Source organism: Paraburkholderia sp. 2C (assembly GCF_054589215.1).
Map to the genome: position 1 here is coordinate 266,892 of NZ_BAAILL010000065.1, position 17,483 is coordinate 284,374.

Below are 17,483 nucleotides of genomic sequence, written 5' to 3' on the forward strand. Positions count from 1 at the left end.
AAAAATCTCGTTCAAGCGTCGGCTCGTTCCACCGGATGCGTGGCAAGCCATTTTCCGCATCGTCATAGAGCCGCGAGCGCGTCAGAAATCTCAGGCCCGTGGGCCGTTCGAGCGAAAACATCCCGCCGTTACCGGGCACCACGTCGATAATCAACTGCGTGTGCTGCCAGTACTCGAACTGCGATTCGCTCATATAAAACGGCACGCCGGCGATCGCGCCCAGCTTCACATCGGACGCGCCCACCAGGAATTCGCTCGTCGGAAAACACATCGGCGCGCTGCCGTCGCAGCATCCGCCCGATTGATGAAACAGAATCGAACCGTGTTCAGCGGCCAGCTTTTGAATCAGCGAAATGGCGGGATCCGTCGCGACTACACGTTCAACAGACATTCGTTTCCCCGGTAAAAAGAAGCAGGCCACCGCCGCGGCGGCCTGCCTATGGACAAATAAGGCGGACAAACAAAGCGGACAAACAAAGGGGGCAACTAAAGCGGACAACAAGACGATCAGCGAGAGAAGCGATCAGCGCTTAAAAGAATCCCAACGCCTTGTCGCTATAGCTGACGAGCAGGTTCTTCGTCTGCTGATAGTGGTCGAGCATCATCTTGTGCGTTTCGCGGCCGATACCCGATTGCTTGTAGCCGCCGAATGCCGCGTGCGCCGGGTAAGCGTGATAGCAATTGGTCCACACACGTCCAGCCTGAATCTGCCGGCCGAAGCGATACGCGCGCGTGCCGTCGCGCGTCCACACACCGGCGCCGAGTCCGTACAGCGTGTCGTTCGCGATGTCGAGTGCCTCATCTTCGTTCTTGAATGTGGTTACCGAAACAACCGGCCCAAAGATCTCTTCCTGGAAGATGCGCATCTTGTTGCTGCCGCGGAACACGGTCGGCTTGACGTAATAGCCTTTGCTAAGCTCGCCGTCGAGCGTGTTGCGCTCGCCGCCGATCAGGCATTGCGCGCCTTCCTGTTTGCCGAGGTCGATATACGAGAGGATTTTCTCGAGCTGTTCCTGCGACGCTTGCGCGCCGATCATCGTCTTCGCGTCGAGCGGATGTCCTTGCGAAATGGCCGCGACGCGCTTCACCGCGCGCTCGATGAATTTGTCGTAAATCTTCTCTTCGATCAGCACGCGCGACGGACACGTGCAGACCTCGCCCTGATTCAGCGCGAACATCGCGAAGCCTTCGAGTGCCTTGTCGAAGAAGCTGTCGTCGTGATCCATCACATCGGCAAAGAAAATATTCGGGCTCTTGCCGCCCAGTTCGAGCGTGACCGGAATGATGTTCTGGCTCGCGTACTGCATGATGAGCCGGCCGGTCGTCGTCTCGCCGGTGAACGCGATCTTCGCGATGCGTTTGTTGGACGCGAGCGGCTTGCCCGCTTCGAGACCGAAGCCGTTCACCACGTTGATGACGCCAGGCGGCAGCAAGTCCTGAATCAGCTCCATCAGCACGAGCACCGAAGCCGGTGTCTGCTCGGCGGGCTTCAGCACCACGCAATTGCCGGCGGCAAGCGCGGGCGCGAGCTTCCACACCGCCATCAGGATCGGGAAATTCCACGGAATGATCTGCCCGACTACGCCAAGCGGCTCGTGAAAGTGATAGGCGACGGTGTCTTCATCGATCTGCGAGATCGAGCCTTCCTGCGCGCGGATGCAGCTCGCGAAATAGCGGAAGTGGTCGATCGCCAGCGGGATATCGGCGGCCATCGATTCGCGCAGCGGCTTGCCGTTGTCGATCGTCTCCGCCACGGCGAGACGGGCCAGATTGGCTTCCATGCGGTCGGCAATCTTGCTCAGGATATTCGCGCGCTCGGTGGCGGAGGTTTTGCCCCAGCTCGCTTTCGCGCGATGCGCGGCGTCGAGTGCGAGCTCGATGTCCGCTTCGCGCGAGCGCGGAATCGACGTGAACGCTTCGCCGGTGATCGGCGAAATATTGTCGAAGTACTCGCCACCGGCCGGCTTCACCCATTGGCCGCCGATAAAATTCGCGTACTGCTTTTTGTACGGGTAATCGGTGCTCAGAAACTGCATTTCCGCATGATTCATCTGAATGCTCCTCACATGTGTCGATTGTTTGGGGCGGCAGCCTTACAGCGTTAGCCGCGCGCTCGTCACGCCAGAACCATGCCAATCGACGCAAGCCAGGATTGATCGCGGTGCATCGGGCACCGTTGCAATGCATAGTTGTTTCGCATACCTGCACGTTCGCTTCGCGAGGCGCTTCGATATTGAACAGTGTCGCGGCCGTTGTTCACGATCTGAACAGCAGCCGCCGCGGCGCATGCATGAGCGGTAACAGCTTGCCCACAGCGTTTTTTTGAGCGGCTAAAGTAGCGAGGGCATCCATTGCCCGACATTTGCCGCCCGGTGATCCCCATGACAATCGACACCGACGTTCCCGATGCCGCTGCGAGCGAAACAGCCATGTCACCGCAGCACCGCGAGCTGTATCGCGTGCAAACGCGCATCGCACACGATGCCGACGAGCAGGCGCGCAATCTCCACGGCTGGCGGCAGACGTACGATCAACTGACGTCCGGGCGATTTACCGGACAGCTCACCGGCTTGCACGTCGACGATATGCACGTGTTCCGCGAAACGACGAGCGAGACGCTGCGCCAGACATGCGAGGTGCAATCGGACGCGTACTGGTTCGGCATTCCGGTGCATCGCGACGCGACGGGGCGCATCGACGGTAACGCGATCGATGGCGATGCCGTTGCGTTGAGACCTGGCGGCATCGAGTTCGAACTGGTGACGCCGGCCGGCTATGAAATTTTCGGTGTGGTCGTGCATGGCGGCATCTTGCGTCGACATGCGGCGTTGGCGGGACACGGGGATGCGCTGGTCGATCGCGCGGCGCTTCCGGGCGTGCTGCAGATCGATCCGGTGCGCAAGGCGCAGCTTTGCGCGCGCCTCGCGCAGATTCTGGCCGAAGGCGACGCCGCGCTTGCGACGTGCGCGCGGCCCCAGCTCCATGCATCGGTGCTCGACGTGCTGCTCGGCGCATGCGGCATGACGACGGATTGCGAGCCCGCGCAGGCGGCGTCATTGCGGCCGCGCCGGCGCCGCGTCGTCAGCGAATCGCGCGATTATGTGCTGGCGAACCGCGACCGGCCGGTGAGCGTGCCCGAACTGTGCGAGCATCTGCATGTGAGCCGCCGCACGCTGCAGTACTGCTTCGAGGACGTGCTCGGCATGGCGCCCGCGAGCTATCTGCGCGTGATCCGGCTGAACGGCGCGCGCCGCGATCTCTGCGACGCATCGCGCGGCGGCGCGCTTTCCGTGCAGGATGTCGCCGCCGCATGGGGCTTCTGGCATCTGAGCCAGTTTGCGGCCGACTACAGAAAACTGTTCGGCATGCGACCGTCGGACACGCTCAAGGCCGCACAGACGCTTCGCGGCGAATTCCGCCTGGCCCACTGACGCCCCGCTCACCTCGCGCCGCGCTGCGCAAGGCTGTTTCCGGCGCCCGCTTGAAGTGGTTGCCGAAACTTTTCCTCACGGCATGCGCGGTCCGCGATCTCCCATCCGCTAGAATCGCCCGGTATCCAACGCATCTACCTGAGGAATCACCGTGTTTACCTGCAGAAACCAGTCCTGCGGCGCGCAGTGGGCGCTATCCGACGTCGTCATCAAGAACGAGGGCCAGGGGCTTCTGTTCCGCTGTCCGATGTGCGGCGCGCGCAATTACGTCGAACGCTTCGAGGCGGACGACGGCACCGTCGTCTACGAACAGCTCGAAGGCCGTCCCTACCAGGATTGAAGGATTGAACATGAATAGCCCGACGTCCGCCACGCCCTTCAGCACGCTGCCGCTGTCGCCTGCCGCGCTCGCGAATCTCGCGCAGCTCGGCTATGTCGACATGACGCCGATCCAGGCGGCCAGCTTGCCGCTCGCGCTGGCCGGCCACGATCTGATCGCGCAGGCGAAAACTGGCAGCGGCAAGACCGCGGCATTCGCGCTTGCGCTGCTCGCGCGGCTCGATACACGCAAATTCGACGTGCAGGCGATGGTGCTGTGCCCGACTCGCGAACTCGCCGATCAGGTCGCGCAGGAAATCCGGCGCCTTGCGCGCGCCGAAGAAAACATCAAGGTGCTGACGCTGTGCGGCGGCACGCCGATGCGTCCGCAAATCGCGAGCCTCGAACATGGCGCGCATATTGTGGTCGGCACGCCGGGGCGCATCATGGACCACCTCGAGCGCGGCAGCCTGCCTTTGCAGGCGCTGAACACGCTCGTGCTCGACGAGGCCGATCGCATGCTCGACATGGGTTTTTTCGACGATATCGCGACCGTTGCGCGCCAATGCCCGAAGGAACGCCAGACGCTGCTTTTTTCGGCGACTTACCCCGACGGTATCGCGAAGCTGAGCCAGCAGTTCCTGCGCAACCCGAAGCAGGTGACGCTCGAAGAGCGCCACGACGACAGCAAGATCCGCCAGCGCTTCTATGAGGTGACCGAAGACGAGCGGCTGCACGCGGTCGGCCTGCTGCTCGATCACTATCGCCCCGTCAGCACGCTCGCGTTCTGCAACACGAAGCAGCAGTGCCGCGATCTGCTCGACGTGCTGCGCGCGCAGGGCTTTCATGCGCTCGCGCTGCATGGTGAGCTCGACCAGCGCGAACGCGATCAGGTGCTGATCCAGTTCGCGAACCGCAGCTGCTCGGTGCTCGTCGCAACCGATGTCGCCGCGCGAGGGCTCGATATCGCGCAGCTGGAAGCGGTCATCAACGTCGACGTGACGCCCGACCCGGAAGTGCACGTGCACCGCATCGGCCGCACGGGCCGCGCCGATCAGGATGGCTGGGCTTTGAGCCTCGCGAGCATGGACGAAATGGGCCGCGTCGGCAGCATCGAGAAAGCACAGGGGCGCGAAGTGGAATGGCATCCGCTGGCGGAGCTGAAGCCGACCGGCCCGAACGGCAATTCGGAGCATTTGCTGCCGCCGATGGAAACGCTGCAGATTCTCGGCGGCCGCAAGGAGAAAATTCGTCCCGGCGACGTGCTTGGTGCGCTGACCGGCGATGCCGGGTTTGACGGCGCGCAGATCGGCAAGATCAATGTGACCGAGTTCTCGACGTATGTCGCGGTGGAGCGTGGCATTGCGCGCGAGGCGCTACGCAAGCTCAATGCCGGTAAGCTGAAGGGGAAGAAGGTCAAGGTCCGGCTGATGGACGAATAAAATGGACGAATAAGGCGGACAAGCAACGCCGACAAGCAAAGCCGACAAGCAAAGCCGACAAGCAAAGCGGAGACACCCCATGCAAAGCGCGCTGCAAACCCGCTCGAAACTACCCGATGTCGGCACCACGATTTTCACGGTGATCGCCCAGCTGGCCGCCGAACACCATGCGTTGAACCTGTCGCAGGGCGCGCCGAACTTTATGCCGGACGCCATGCTGATCGAAGACGTCGCGCAAGCGATGCGCGACGGTCACAACCAGTACGCGCCGATGACCGGCATCGGCAGCCTGCGCGAAGCGCTCGCGCGCAAGGTCGAGACGCTGTACGGCGCGCGGTATGACGAATCGTCGGAAGTCACGGTTATCGCAAGTGCGAGCGAAGGGCTCTATTCGACGATCAGCGCGCTCGTGCACGCCGGCGACGAAGTGATCTACTTCGAGCCGTCGTTCGACAGCTACGCGCCGATCGTTCGCCTGCAAGGCGCAACGCCGGTTCCGATCAAGCTGTCGTTGCCCGGCTTTCGCGTGAACTGGGACGAAGTGTCCGCGGCGATCACACCGAACACGCGGATGATCATCGTCAATACGCCGCACAATCCGACGGCGACGGTTTTCAAGGACCACGACATCGAACGCCTGAAGGCGGTTACACGCAATACGGACATCGTGATCCTGTCCGACGAGGTGTACGAACACGTCATATTCGACGGCGCGACACACCTGAGCATGGCCTGCGATCAGGAACTCGCGGAACGCAGCGTGATCGTGTCGTCGTTCGGCAAGTCGTATCACGTGACGGGCTGGCGCGTCGGCTACTGCGTCGCGCCCGCGGCGCTGATGGACGAGATCCGCAAGGTGCACCAGTTCATGATGTTTTCGGCCGATACGCCGATGCAATACGCGTTTGCCGCCGCGCTCGCGCAACCGCAAAGCTACCTGGGCCTTGCCGCGTTCTATCAGCACAAGCGCGATCTGCTCGCCAACGCGCTGCGCGATTCGCGTTTCGAACTGCTGCCGAGCGAAGGCAGCTTCTTTATGCTCGCGCGCTTTCGCGATTTCTCCGACGAAAGCGACAACGACTTCGTGCTGCGCCTGATCCGCGACGCACAGGTTGCGACCATCCCACTGTCCGCGTTCTACACGGACGGTACCGATTCGGGGCTAATCCGCCTAAGCTTTTCGAAAGACGACGCGACGCTGCTGGAAGGCGCGCGGCGTTTGTGCGCGATCTGACGCATCGACTTTCTGCTGTCTCGTCTGAATAAATCAATATCAACAGGGAGAGATCGACATGAAGCTGCTCAAAAGCCGGTTGCCGGGCGGGTTGATGCCGGCGTGTGCATTCGCATTGCTAATCGCCGCCCTTGCCCCACTGCCCGCGCCAGCCGCCGACGCCACGACGCTGCGCTACGGCCTCGAAGCGCAATATCCGCCGTTCGAATCGAAAGGCGCGAATGGAGAACTGCAGGGCTTCGATATCGAAATCGGCGACGCGGTCTGCAAGGCGGCGAAGCTCAGGTGCAGTTGGGTCGAGACGTCGTTCGACGGTCTGATTCCCGCGCTGCAGGGCCGCAAGTTCGATGCGATCAACTCGGCGATGAACGCGACCGACAAGCGCCGCGAGGCGATCGACTTCACGAATATCATCTACCGCGTGCCGAGCGTGCTGATCGCGCGCAAGGACAGCGGCCTGCTGCCGACGCCTGAATCGCTGAAGGGCAAGCGCGTCGGGGTGCTGCAGGCGTCGATTCAGGAGACCTTCGCGAAGGTGCACTGGGAGCCCGCGGGCGTCATGGTCGTGCCGTATCAGGATCAGAACCAGGTGTACGCGGACCTCCGCTCGGGGCGGCTCGATGCGACGCTCGTGCTCGCGCCCGCCGGCCTGACGGGCTTTTTGTCGCGGCATGAAGGCAAGGACTTCGCGTTCGTCGGCCAGCCGGTTCGCGACGACAAGATTCTCGGCAGCGGCATCGCGTTCGGCATCCGCAAAGGCGACGACGCGCTGCGCGAGCAATTGAATGCGGCGATCGCCAAAGTGCAGGCGGACGGCACCGTGAAGGCGCTGGCGCGGAAGTATTTCGGCACTATCGACGTGTCGGCGAAATAAGCCGGGCCTCGATGGCGCGCCCGCGTTGCCGTTTGCAATAGTGGCGTTCGCCAGCCGTCAGGATCGGGAATAAAGCGGGTGGCGATGGTGTTTGCGCAAGGGAAGAGGCAACTTTTTCCACACTCAGACCATGGCGTACAGCGATTTCACCACCGACCCACTGCTGACCGAAGCGGACATCCAGGCGTTTGCCGATGGGTCGCTGTCGCCTGAGCGTGCCGCGCGCGTGCAACGTTACCTGGGCGCGATGCCGGGCGAAGCGAGCCGGATCGCGTTCTATCGTCGGCTGAACGGTCAGATGCAGCGCTCGTTCATGCCGCACGCGACTGCTTCCGCTGCCGCGGGCAGTTCGACGCAGTTCGGCCGGCGCCAGAGCGCGCCGCGCGGGTGGCGGGGAAAGCTGCGTGACGCGTGGCGGGCCATGACGGGCTCGGTCGCGCAGCGCATCGCCTTGCTCGTGCTGGCCCTGTGCGGCTGGGCCGCCACCGCGTTCGTTTCGGATCATCAGTTGAATGCCGCGGCGGTAATGAGCTACGCACAGTGGGCTGCGACGTCGGACCAGACAGCCACGCAGCCGCCGGTTCCCGCCGATCGCGATCCGTTTTCGACCGAGTTCGCGCAGCTTGGATGGCGGCTCGAATCGGTGAAAACGCAGCGGCTCGGCCTGATCGCCGAGGCGCAGGAATTCGACTACCGCAATGCGGACGGCCAGCCGGTCGTGCTGCTGACGACGCGCGCGCCGTTCGTCTTCGACCGGCCGCGCTGGGTGGGTCACCGCGTCGGCGAATGGCGATTGCTCACGTGGAGCGAAAATGGCGTGCGCTACGTGCTGGCGGCCCGGGCCGACACTCGCGGCCTGATGCGGGCGGCCGACGCGGCGACGCTCCGCTGAGCGCGGGGCCTGCTGCCTGGCGTTCGCGCCGGCGCTTGCCGGCCGCGGCCCGCCTTTGCCCGCGTTTGCCCCGGCACGAATCCTCCCCTTTTACGAAAATTACATCGCCGCGGGAATAGAATCGCTGGAATATTGTTCGCAGTGGTAGAACCGTGGTGCGCCGGGCTGGTGCGCGGCCCGCGATCCCTGACCGGTATAAACAATGGACATCCGTGACGAACTGATGGAACACGTACCGCGTCTGCGCCGCTATGCGCGGGCGTTGGTCAACAATCGGGATTTATCGGACGACCTCGTCCAGGACACGCTCGAACGGGCGCTGTCGCGCACCGAGAAGTTCAAGGAAGGCAGCGACCTGCGCGCGTGGCTCTTCACGATCATGCACAACGTGTTCATCAACCAGGTTCGCAAGGCGTCGACCCGGGCGGTGCACGTGTCGGTCGATGACGAAAGCGTTGTCGAGAGTGAATTCGCGGTGTCGGCGAACCAGACCCAGTCGCTCGAGGTGCGCGATCTCGACTACGCGCTGCAGCGTTTGCCGGCGGAGCAGCGAGAAGTCGTGCTGCTGGTCGGTCTCGAGGAGATGAGCTACACGGAGGTCGCGCTTGCGCTGGACATTCCGGTTGGTACCGTGATGTCGCGTCTGTCGCGCGGCCGCGAGCGGCTCAGGGCATTGATGGCGGGTGCGCAGCCCGGCGCGAAATTACAGGTGGTGCGATGAGCGAACAACAAACTCCGATCAGCGAAGAAGATCTCCACGCCTACGTGGACGGCGCGCTTTCCGAAGCGCGTCGCGAGCAGGTGGAGCGCGCGCTCGAGCAGAACCCGGCGCTCGCGTCGAAAGTCAGCGATTACTTCTCGCTGAACAGCATGTTCCACGATCGCTATGACCGCGTGCTCAACGAGCCGGTGCCGGCGCGTCTGCGTCCGCGCAAGACGCGCAGCTGGCGCGAGGCGATGAACTGGCCGCAATTCGCCGGCATGGCTGCGGCGCTGGTGCTCGGTGTCGGGATCGGCGTCGGCACGAATATGGGCCGGAGCGTGCCCGGCGGCGGCTGGATGGGGATGAGCGCGTCGACCTCGGATACGCGGCCGGTCAGCGCGGACAGCACGGAAATGTTTGCGCGCAAGGTGGCGGTCGCGCATGTCGTGTACATGCCTGCGGTGACGCGGCCGTCGGACCTGATGGGGCAAAACCACGAGGAAGACTTCGTGCAGATCCTCGCGAGCCGGCTCGGCACCGACGTGCATCCGCCGATGCTGACGAAAAGCGGCTTCCAGCTCGACGGCGGCCGCATGCTGCCGGGCAAGGACGGTCCGATGGCGCAGTTCATGTATCGCAATGCGCAGGGCGAGCGCGTGACGCTCGTGATCTCGCATCGGAATACAAGCTCGAATACGACCGCGTTCAAGCTGTATCAGGACGGCCCGGTGAATGTGTTTTATTGGGTGGACGGCAATTTCGGATACGCGGTGTCGGGCGGGCTCGATCGCAATGTGATGCTGCAGCTTGCGCATGATGTTTATGCGCAATTGACCGGGTCGACCGCAGGTTGAATGCGCGGGTGAAGATGGTTCGATAGGCTGCTTTGCTTATCGATATAAAGCCGATCGGCGTGAGCTGGTCGGCTTTTTTCGTTTTTGTCCCATGCGATTCAAGATCGCCTTTGGGGTGGCCGTTATTTATTTGAAAATCGCCTGCTCAGATGCCGGATGCGGTTGATGTAATTGGGGCGTTTGACGATCGTGCGATTTTTGTCGATTAATTGAAAGTAACGGGTAAATATCTGGAGTTTGCCATGTCGGTTTCATCGATCAACACCGCCGCCGATCAGCATCGCCATACACAACGCGGTTCGGCCGGCGCTTCCGGTTCCACTGGCGCGCAAAATGCCGCCGGTTCGCAAGGCGCAGGCAGTGCGGACTCCGCATCGGCGTCGTCTGCGGCAGCGTCGTCGCCTTCGTCGGTCGTGACGCTGAGTCCGCAGGCGCAGGCGTTTTCGGAACTCGCGTCGAAAGGCGTTACCGTGACCGAGGTCAGCCTGTCGAGTCTGGGCATTACGCCCGATCAGATCGCCCAGGCCAAGACGCCGGATCAGGTTGCGGCCCTGATGGCGGACGTCGCGAAGAAAATGCAAAACGCGGGCGACACACCGAAGCAAGGCGGCGCGGTGTCACAGGGGGACTTCGATAACCTGGTCGAGCAGCAGTTCGGCGGAACCAAGGCACAAGCCGATCAGCTTTTTGCCGCATTCGACGGCGATCAGAGCGGGTCGATCACGAACAGCGAGTTGCTCAATGCGTTGGGCGGTCTGTCGAGCGACAGCGCGAGTCCCGCGGCCCAGACGCTGCTCGGATTGATGGACAGCAACCATGACGGCAGCGTCGATCAATCGGAGTTTCTGAAGTTCGAGACGTCTTTCGTGCAGAGCGAGAAAGTATCGACGTGAGTCTGCGTCGATCAAAAAGAAATTGTCGGGTAAACAATATCAGCCGTATGTCGGAAAACGGGTAATAGCTTATTGCGGGAAATAGAAAATATTCTCCGGGTACACTCGCGAGCCTGTCGCTTTATTTGATTTAGCGATTCCCCATCACTAGCAGACTCCACAGATTCCCCATGAAGACCACTCACGTTACTGATATTTCTCTGCAGAATAGCCGCGTCGTCGTGGCCGGCGGTACCTCGGGCATCGGCCTCGCCGTGGCACAGGCGGCGGCGCGCGCCGGCGCGGAAGTGACGATCGCGTCGAGCAACTTGCGGCGCGTACAGGATGCGCTCGAGCTGCTGCCGAAGGGCACGCGCGGCGAGGCCGTCGACTTCACCGACGAAACACGCGTGAGTGCCTTCTTCGAGCGCGTCGGCGCATTCGACCATCTCGTCTATACGGCAGGTGAATCGCTGTTTCTGCAGACGCTCGCCGAACTCAGCATCGAAGCGGCGCGCAAGGCTTTCGATGTGCGCTACTGGGGCGCGGTGACCACGGTCAAATATGCGGCGCCGTATCTGCGCACGGGCGGCTCGATCACGCTGACAAGCGGCGTTGCGTCGTCGCGGCCGATGTCGGCGTGGGCGATTCCGTCGAGCATTCTTGGCGCGATGGAGTCGCTGACGCGCTCGCTCGCCGTCGAACTCGCGCCGCTGCGCGTGAACGCCGTGAAACCGGGCGTGTTGCGCACGAACCTGTGGAGCAACATGACCGAGGACGACCGCAACGGTTTGTATGAAGGCGTGGGGAACAAGCTGCCGGTGCAGCGGGTCGGTGAAGCGAGCGAGGTGGCCAACGCGTATCTGTATCTGATGCAGCAGGGATACAGCACGGGGCAAGTCATTGTCGTCGACGGCGGGCATATGCTTGTTTAGTGCGAGGCGGGTGCGAGCGCGTGTTCCTGTGTATTCCCGCTGGTTCCCGCTTGTTTCCCGCTTGTTCCGCGTGTATTGCTAGCGTCAGACCTTGAGCGACTGATCTATGTCGGATTCCGTCTTGGACGGCGTCAACTGAACGCCCTACACTCGTGCCAATGACCTTTACCGATTGGAGCAAGCAATGAGCATCAAGGACAAACTGCCGGCCGGAACGAAGCTCGGGTTTGGCACCGCGCCGCTAGGCAACATGTTCCGTGCGATTCCTGAAGAGGAAGCGGCCGCGACCGTCGAGGCGGCGTGGCAGCACGGCATCCGCTACTTCGACACCGCGCCGTTCTATGGCGCCGGCCTGGCCGAGATTCGCCTCGGCGATATTCTCGCGAAGCACAAGCGCAGCGAGTATGTGCTGAGCTCGAAGGTCGGCCGCGTGATTCTCGATGAAATCGAAGACGTCAACGCGCGCGACCAGGGCGAGAAGGGCGGCGTGTTCGCGCATGGGCGCCCGAACAAGATCGTCAACGACTATTCTGCCGACGGCACGATGCGTTCGATCGAAGATAGCCTGAAGCGGTTGAAGACCGACCACATCGAAATTGTGTGGGTGCACGACATCGCGCAGGATTTTTACGGCGACGACTGGCTGTCGGTGTTCGAAACGGCGCGCAAGGGCGCGTTTCGCGCGCTGACGCGGCTGCGCGAAGAAGGCGTGATCAAGGCATGGGGCGTCGGCGTGAATCGCGTCGAGCCGTGCGAGCTGGCGCTCGATCTGAGCGAAACGAAGCCCGATGGATTTCTGCTTGCGGGGCGTTATACGCTGCTCGATCACGAGCGTGCGTTGCAGCGTTTGATGCCGTCCGCGGCGAAGCATGGCGCGGAGATCGTGGTCGGCGGTCCGTATAGCTCGGGCATTCTGGCCGGCGGCGCGCACTTCGAATATCAGAAGGCGTCGCCGGAGATCGTCGCGAAGGTCGAGAAGATCAAGGCGATCGCCAAACGTCATGGCATCAGCGTAAAGGCGGCCGCGGTGCAGTTTGCGCTGGCGAATCCGGTGGTCGCCGCGGTGATTCCGGGGGCGAGCAAGCCCGAGCGGATCGCTGAAGATCAGGCTGCGGTCAATGAAGTCATTCCGGCTGATTTCTGGCGCGAGATGCGGCAGGAAAAGCTCGTGGCGGAGAATGCGCCGTTGCCGATTGATAAGTAAAGCTTGATTGTTTGATGGGCGACTTCCGCGGACCGGCCTTGTGGTGGGTCCGCGTTTGGCGAGCGCGTGCCGCGGTCGGCGCTTCAGGTGCGCGGTCACGCCGGTCGAATCGCCCCGCGTGTCTTGGCGAGCCTTGCCAAGCCGCTTGACTGCGCTATTGACCACCGCAAGCGGTGTCGCCTTCCTGGCAGTGCAACTGGCTATCGAGCAGTTTCGTTTGGGCCTTCGTGAGGTCGTCGAGGCACGACGCGAGGACCATGGCATGAACACTTCCGCCGCTCGATCCCGACGTATCGAAATCGCACTGCGCGTCGCGCCATGAAAGCCACGCGCGTTGCGCTTTTTGCAGCTTGTCCTTACCCGGCTTGCTGACCTTCGCCTGCAATGCGCGGAAGGTCTGGTTGAGCTTCGCGTCCGACGCTTTCAGGCTGTTGCTCGCGCATTGGGTCAGCGTGGCCTGATCGGTTGCGTTTGCGCAATCGGGTTGGGCGGCGAACACGGAGTGGCTCGCGAGCAGAAACGTCGTGACGACGAAAGAAGGGATTAAAGCGCGCATCGTTAATGTCCTGTTTCTGTGTGCAACGGAAATGACCGCTGATGGACGTTACCTGTTTTTACATTAGCGAAGCGCGATCTCAAGCGCAATTGAAACTCCGCCGCTGCAGCGCGCCCGATTCGATTCTCTGAACGATCCCTGACATGTTGTTGATTCGGAAATTTCCGATATTTCAGTATCGAAGCGGCGATTAGCATCGCGCCTCTATCCGGTCAGGGCGAGAGGCGAATGGTTCAAAATAGAAAACATCGGTTCGGATCACGAAGCGTAATCGGCGTAGGGATTGCGACGCTATCCATCGTCATGCTTGCCGCATGCGGCGGCGGAAGCAGCGATGGCGGCGGTCCGGCGCCGAGCACGGTGTCCGGCATTTCTGGAAAGGTCACCTACGACTACGTGCCGACGGCGTGGAGCACCCGTGCTGACGGAACGCGATCGGCCGGCCTCGATTACGCGAGGACCGAAAAGCGCCCGGTGCGGCGCGCGCTCGTCGAAGCCGTATCGGACGAAAGTAAATCGGTAATCGGCACAAGCGTCACCGACGACTCCGGCGCGTATTCACTCAGTCTGCCTGTCGGCGTACGTGTCTATATTCGCGTGATGTCGCAGGTTTCCGAGGGCCCTGCTGGCGCTCCCGATTATCTGGTCCATGTACGCGACAATACGGCGCCCGAATTCAGAGCGTCGGCGGACTCGGCGCCGCTTTACGCGATGCGCGGCAGCGTGATCTTGACGAAGGCCGCTGGAATGCGGATGGATATGAACGCGCCTTCCGGATGGACGGGCGGCGGCTATGGCGCAATGCGCGCGGCCGCGCCTTTCGCGATTCTCGACCAGATCGTGACCGCATCTCAAAAGCTGCAGCGTGCTGCGCCGGCCGTGAAGTTGCCGGCGCTCAACGTGTTCTGGAGCATCAACAATCGACCGGCTGAAGGCGAGGTTGCCAATGGGATGATCAGGACGAGCCACTTCGATCCTGCCGATAAGGCAAGCGGGTTGTACATCCTCGGAGCGCAAAACGTCGACACCGACGAATACGACGCAAGCGTCGTCGTTCACGAGTACGGCCACTATCTGGAGGCGAAGGTTTCACGCTCGGACAGCGTTGGCGGCAACCACGCCGTCGGCGATAAGCTTGACATGCGCGTGGCGTTCGGGGAGGCGTGGGGCAATGCGTTCTCGTCGATGGTCCGTGACACGCCCGATTACGCCGACACGCAAGGGCCACTGCAAGCTCAGGCCGGCGTTGTCATGAAGCTCGACGAGCTCGAAAATGGTGCGAATAAGGCGTGGTTTGATGAATTAGCCGTGGGGCACCTGCTCTATACGCTTTACACCTCGCCGGACATAGGCTTCGACGCGATCTACCAGACGATGCTCACCGGCCAGAAGCGCACGCCGGCGCTGACTAGCGTCTTTTCGTTCGCGGCGGCAATGCGTCCCACGTTGAACGACGCAGGCAAGACACAGCTCGATGAGCTACTGACCGCCATCAACGTGCAGGCGGGCCCTGAACTGGACGCATGGGGCACCCAAACCCGGTTCTTCGATCCCGCGGACATCAACCCTGCGATCTTTCCGATCTATGTGCCGCTGGTGCCGGACGCTAAGGCAACCTCGTGTTCGACGACGCAGGCCGGGGCGGGGAACAAACTCGGCAACTATGGGCATCTGCGTCTTAGGGTTCCGTCTCCGGGCAAGTACGAGTTCACCTTGACGAGCCAGCCGGGCGTCGATGTGAGCAGCTACGTCGTGCAGATTTTAGGCTTCGGCAAGGAGTTGCCGGATATGTCGGATAGGAAGGACGCACAGATCGTCGAATTCCCCACAGCAGGCGATTACGTCGCCGACGTCATGCCAGCCACGAATCTCGACGCAACCGCCAAGCCTGGCTCGGCACCTCAATGCGTCGCCGTTTTGATGCGGGCCATTAGCCAGTAATAAGGAGCATCCGATGAAATTCACTACGCTTATGCTCGGTGTCGCCATGATGCTCGGTTTCCAGCACGCTTCGGCCGAAAGGGTCTCAATCTTCGGTAAGGGCTATGCGGGCATCGAGGTGCGCACGCCGTCGTTTGTGCAGGGCGCACCTGGAAACCCGGTCGAGGTTCAGATCGACTACATCGCGTCGCACGCGAGCGGCGCCATCGAAGTCGCGTACGCGACCGAGGGCAGCCTGGCGCTCAAGAGTCCGGCGCGCAAGCAGTTGAGTCCGGACAGCAATGGCGTTTCGCACGATAAGGTCGTTGTGCAGGCAAATTTGACGGGCGCGTATTTCCTCAACGTATTCGTCAAGACGAGCCGCGGCGGCGATGCGATATCGATTCCGATAACGGTTGGCTCGGCGACGCTCAAGCCTCAGGCAGCGAGCAGCGTGGGTGTGCCGAACGGACAGCGGGTGATTGAAATGCCCGCTGAGGTAACCGTGCGCTAAGCGTTGGATGTGCGGTGCCGCTAAGGCGGCACCGCACCAGGCTATGGCCGGTAGCCGCGTAAAAGCAAAAAGCCCGGCCAATTGACCGGGCTTTTTGCTTGAATTTATTGGTGGGGCGTGAGTGACTCGAACACTCGACCTACGGATTAAGAGTCCGCTGCTCTACCAACTGAGCTAACGCCCCAACGAAGAGCGAAATTATGCAGCATTTTTCCGTACTTGCCTAGCCCCTATCGCGAACGGGCGAAAAAAAGCGGCGATTCCACGCCCTTCGCGGCACCCGAGCCCCGTCCGAAGCGGGCTCGGCTCTTAAAAACGCGGGTCCAGAATCGTCCCGGTATCATTTGCCACTCGCGTTGCGCCGCGCCGCACGCACTGCGTATCTCGAGGGCCCGACCAAGGACGAAAGATGGACGAAAGCGCAGTTCAGGAATTGCTCAACCGCGTGCTTGCGCCTTGGGTGCGCGCACTCGGCCTCTCTCCCGTGGAAGCCAATGACGAAAGCGCGACTCTGCGCCTGCCGTTCTCCGGCGAATTGCGTCACAGCGGCGGCGTGATCTGCGGACAGGTTTTCATGGCGGCCGCCGATACCGCGATGGTGGTCGCCATTTCGGCGGCGCTCGGCGGCTTCAAGCCGATGACCACCGTATCGCTCAATATCAGCTTCATGCGCGCAGTCCGCAAGGGCGATGTGCTCGTCACCGCGCGCGTGCTCAAATTCAGCCGCAGTCTCGTGTTCGGCGAGGTCGAACTCGCCGACGAAGATGGCAAAATGGCGGTCCATGCAACGACGACCTACGCGTTGCTCGACTGAAGTCACTCATTGAAACCACGTTCAACGCAACGAGCAAACCAAGCAGACCGATGTTCGATCAAGTCGTATTCGCGGGCGGCGGCAACCGCTGCTGGTGGCAAGCCGGATTCTGGGACATCGTCCAACCCGAGCTGAACATCCGTCCGCGTGTGATCGCGGGCATTTCCGCGGGCGCGGCCACCGCGTGCATGCTATACACGCGCGACGCCGAATGGGTCATGCGCTACTACGAACACGCCCTGCGCGACAACACGAAGAACGCCTATTGGGGCAATCTGCTGCGCGGCGAATCGGTGTTCCCCCACTACCGCATCTATCGGCAGGCGCTGCTCGACATCTACGGCGATAAATTCGACAAGCTCGCGCATGCGCCCGAGATTCGTGTCGGCGTGTCGCATCTGCCGCGCTGGCTCGGTGCACGCAGCGCCGTCGCCGCGGGACTCATCGCGTACAACATCGAGAAGTACGTGCGTAAGACGCTGCATCCGACGCTCGGTCAGACGCTCGGCTTTCATCCGGAATTCGTGCGCGTACAAGATTGCGCGACGGTCGACGATCTGGCCGACCTGATTCTGCAATCGTCATGCACACCGCCGTTCACGCCGGTTCTGCGGCGCGATGGGCGGCCGGTGCTCGACGGCGGCATGGTCGACAACGTGCCGGTCGGCGCGCTCGACGCAGCGCCAGGTCATGTTCTCGTGATGGTGACGCGTCTCTATCCGCGCCCGCGGATGTTCGTCGTGCCGCATGGCAACCAGCGGCGGCTCTATGTGCAGCCGTCGCGCAAGGTGCCGATTTCGAGTTGGGATTACACGAGCCCGTCGCAGATGCGGCACGCGTACAACCAGGGGCGTGCGGACGGCGAGCAGTTCCTGCAGCACATGCCGCAACTGCTCGACGCCGCAGCGCACGATTGAAGC

At 62.1% G+C, this 17,483-nt stretch carries 17 protein-coding genes, 1 tRNA gene and 1 pseudogene; 15 read left to right on the forward strand and 4 right to left on the reverse strand.

From position 1 onward, the window contains the following. Positions 1-11 precede the first annotated feature (11 nt). A pseudogene (locus ACYPXD_RS30055) lies at positions 12-391 on the reverse strand (DUF779 domain-containing protein). A gap of 139 nt (positions 392-530) precedes the next feature. Beyond that, the gene (adh, locus tag ACYPXD_RS30060) at positions 531-2,051 is read right to left on the reverse strand and encodes an aldehyde dehydrogenase (protein ID WP_459720421.1); all 1,521 of its coding nucleotides are present in this window, start codon (positions 2,049-2,051) and stop codon (positions 531-533) included. 330 nt (positions 2,052-2,381) lie between these two features. Between adh and ACYPXD_RS30065 the strand changes: the two genes are divergently transcribed. The 11 genes from ACYPXD_RS30065 (at position 2,382) to ACYPXD_RS30115 (ending at position 12,759) form a co-directional block, all read left to right on the forward strand. Then, positions 2,382-3,431: a helix-turn-helix domain-containing protein gene (locus ACYPXD_RS30065; RefSeq protein WP_459720424.1), complete on the forward strand. Its 1,050-nt coding sequence runs from the start codon at positions 2,382-2,384 to the stop codon at positions 3,429-3,431. A gap of 151 nt (positions 3,432-3,582) precedes the next feature. Continuing rightward, positions 3,583-3,771 carry a hypothetical protein gene (locus ACYPXD_RS30070; RefSeq protein WP_459720426.1) on the forward strand — a complete coding sequence of 63 codons (189 nt, stop codon included), beginning with the start codon at positions 3,583-3,585 and terminating at the stop codon, positions 3,769-3,771. A gap of 10 nt (positions 3,772-3,781) precedes the next feature. Beyond that, positions 3,782-5,191 carry an ATP-dependent RNA helicase DbpA gene (gene dbpA, locus ACYPXD_RS30075; protein WP_459720429.1) on the forward strand — a complete coding sequence of 470 codons (1,410 nt, stop codon included), beginning with the start codon at positions 3,782-3,784 and terminating at the stop codon, positions 5,189-5,191. A gap of 79 nt (positions 5,192-5,270) precedes the next feature. After that, positions 5,271-6,425: a methionine aminotransferase gene (locus tag ACYPXD_RS30080; protein ID WP_459720432.1), complete on the forward strand. Its 1,155-nt coding sequence runs from the start codon at positions 5,271-5,273 to the stop codon at positions 6,423-6,425. Positions 6,426-6,483: 58 nt separating this feature from the next. Further along, a complete protein-coding gene (locus ACYPXD_RS30085) occupies positions 6,484-7,299 on the forward strand; it encodes an ABC transporter substrate-binding protein (protein WP_459720435.1) in 816 nt (271 codons plus the stop codon). Positions 7,300-7,429: 130 nt separating this feature from the next. Beyond that, entirely contained in the window at positions 7,430-8,191 is a 762-nt protein-coding gene (locus ACYPXD_RS30090) for an anti-sigma factor family protein (RefSeq protein WP_459720438.1), read from the forward strand. A 202-nt stretch (positions 8,192-8,393) separates the two neighbouring features. Next, positions 8,394-8,912 (forward strand): RNA polymerase sigma factor, encoded by a 519-nt coding sequence (locus ACYPXD_RS30095; RefSeq protein ID WP_459720440.1) that lies wholly within the window; start codon positions 8,394-8,396, stop codon positions 8,910-8,912. Further along, the gene (locus ACYPXD_RS30100) at positions 8,909-9,748 is read left to right on the forward strand and encodes an anti-sigma factor family protein (RefSeq protein ID WP_459720443.1); all 840 of its coding nucleotides are present in this window, start codon (positions 8,909-8,911) and stop codon (positions 9,746-9,748) included. Before ACYPXD_RS30095 ends, ACYPXD_RS30100 begins: the two co-directional genes overlap by 4 nt. A 242-nt stretch (positions 9,749-9,990) precedes the next feature. After that, positions 9,991-10,641 (forward strand): EF-hand domain-containing protein, encoded by a 651-nt coding sequence (locus ACYPXD_RS30105; protein ID WP_459720445.1) that lies wholly within the window; start codon positions 9,991-9,993, stop codon positions 10,639-10,641. Between the two features lie 170 nt (positions 10,642-10,811). After that, positions 10,812-11,555 (forward strand): SDR family oxidoreductase, encoded by a 744-nt coding sequence (locus tag ACYPXD_RS30110; RefSeq protein ID WP_459720448.1) that lies wholly within the window; start codon positions 10,812-10,814, stop codon positions 11,553-11,555. 184 nt (positions 11,556-11,739) lie between these two features. Then, a complete protein-coding gene (locus ACYPXD_RS30115) occupies positions 11,740-12,759 on the forward strand; it encodes an aldo/keto reductase (protein WP_459720451.1) in 1,020 nt (339 codons plus the stop codon). Between the two features lie 154 nt (positions 12,760-12,913). On the opposite strand, the gene ACYPXD_RS30120 is transcribed toward ACYPXD_RS30115, so the two are convergent. Then, positions 12,914-13,315 (reverse strand): lysozyme inhibitor LprI family protein, encoded by a 402-nt coding sequence (locus ACYPXD_RS30120; RefSeq protein ID WP_459720454.1) that lies wholly within the window; start codon positions 13,313-13,315, stop codon positions 12,914-12,916. A 474-nt stretch (positions 13,316-13,789) separates the two neighbouring features. Here ACYPXD_RS30120 and ACYPXD_RS30125 point away from each other — a divergent pair, with 474 nt between their 5' ends. Together ACYPXD_RS30125 and ACYPXD_RS30130 are read left to right on the forward strand one after the other, a co-directional pair. After that, positions 13,790-15,256: a hypothetical protein gene (locus ACYPXD_RS30125; protein WP_459720456.1), complete on the forward strand. Its 1,467-nt coding sequence runs from the start codon at positions 13,790-13,792 to the stop codon at positions 15,254-15,256. A 13-nt stretch (positions 15,257-15,269) separates the two neighbouring features. After that, positions 15,270-15,749, forward strand: coding sequence for a hypothetical protein (locus tag ACYPXD_RS30130; RefSeq protein WP_459720459.1), 480 nt, complete (start codon positions 15,270-15,272; stop codon positions 15,747-15,749). A 108-nt stretch (positions 15,750-15,857) separates the two neighbouring features. Here ACYPXD_RS30130 and ACYPXD_RS30135 read toward each other — a convergent pair. Continuing rightward, positions 15,858-15,933 (reverse strand) — tRNA-Lys (locus tag ACYPXD_RS30135). Between the two features lie 225 nt (positions 15,934-16,158). Here ACYPXD_RS30135 and ACYPXD_RS30140 point away from each other — a divergent pair. Continuing rightward, positions 16,159-16,563 carry a PaaI family thioesterase gene (locus ACYPXD_RS30140; RefSeq protein ID WP_459720462.1) on the forward strand — a complete coding sequence of 135 codons (405 nt, stop codon included), beginning with the start codon at positions 16,159-16,161 and terminating at the stop codon, positions 16,561-16,563. 50 nt (positions 16,564-16,613) lie between these two features. Then, positions 16,614-17,480 (forward strand): patatin-like phospholipase family protein, encoded by an 867-nt coding sequence (locus ACYPXD_RS30145; protein ID WP_459720465.1) that lies wholly within the window; start codon positions 16,614-16,616, stop codon positions 17,478-17,480. Positions 17,481-17,483 lie beyond the last annotated feature (3 nt).

Coding starts and splice junctions, on each gene's coding strand:
- adh (WP_459720421.1), bottom strand. CDS start 2,051: ATGAATCATGCGGAAATGCAGTTTCTGAGCACCGATTACCCGTACAAA.
- ACYPXD_RS30065 (WP_459720424.1), top strand. CDS start 2,382: ATGACAATCGACACCGACGTTCCCGATGCCGCTGCGAGCGAAACAGCC.
- dbpA (WP_459720429.1), top strand. CDS start 3,782: ATGAATAGCCCGACGTCCGCCACGCCCTTCAGCACGCTGCCGCTGTCG.
- ACYPXD_RS30080 (WP_459720432.1), top strand. CDS start 5,271: ATGCAAAGCGCGCTGCAAACCCGCTCGAAACTACCCGATGTCGGCACC.
- ACYPXD_RS30085 (WP_459720435.1), top strand. CDS start 6,484: ATGAAGCTGCTCAAAAGCCGGTTGCCGGGCGGGTTGATGCCGGCGTGT.
- ACYPXD_RS30090 (WP_459720438.1), top strand. CDS start 7,430: ATGGCGTACAGCGATTTCACCACCGACCCACTGCTGACCGAAGCGGAC.
- ACYPXD_RS30095 (WP_459720440.1), top strand. CDS start 8,394: ATGGACATCCGTGACGAACTGATGGAACACGTACCGCGTCTGCGCCGC.
- ACYPXD_RS30100 (WP_459720443.1), top strand. CDS start 8,909: ATGAGCGAACAACAAACTCCGATCAGCGAAGAAGATCTCCACGCCTAC.
- ACYPXD_RS30105 (WP_459720445.1), top strand. CDS start 9,991: ATGTCGGTTTCATCGATCAACACCGCCGCCGATCAGCATCGCCATACA.
- ACYPXD_RS30110 (WP_459720448.1), top strand. CDS start 10,812: ATGAAGACCACTCACGTTACTGATATTTCTCTGCAGAATAGCCGCGTC.
- ACYPXD_RS30115 (WP_459720451.1), top strand. CDS start 11,740: ATGAGCATCAAGGACAAACTGCCGGCCGGAACGAAGCTCGGGTTTGGC.
- ACYPXD_RS30120 (WP_459720454.1), bottom strand. CDS start 13,315: ATGCGCGCTTTAATCCCTTCTTTCGTCGTCACGACGTTTCTGCTCGCG.
- ACYPXD_RS30130 (WP_459720459.1), top strand. CDS start 15,270: ATGAAATTCACTACGCTTATGCTCGGTGTCGCCATGATGCTCGGTTTC.
- ACYPXD_RS30140 (WP_459720462.1), top strand. CDS start 16,159: ATGGACGAAAGCGCAGTTCAGGAATTGCTCAACCGCGTGCTTGCGCCT.
- ACYPXD_RS30145 (WP_459720465.1), top strand. CDS start 16,614: ATGTTCGATCAAGTCGTATTCGCGGGCGGCGGCAACCGCTGCTGGTGG.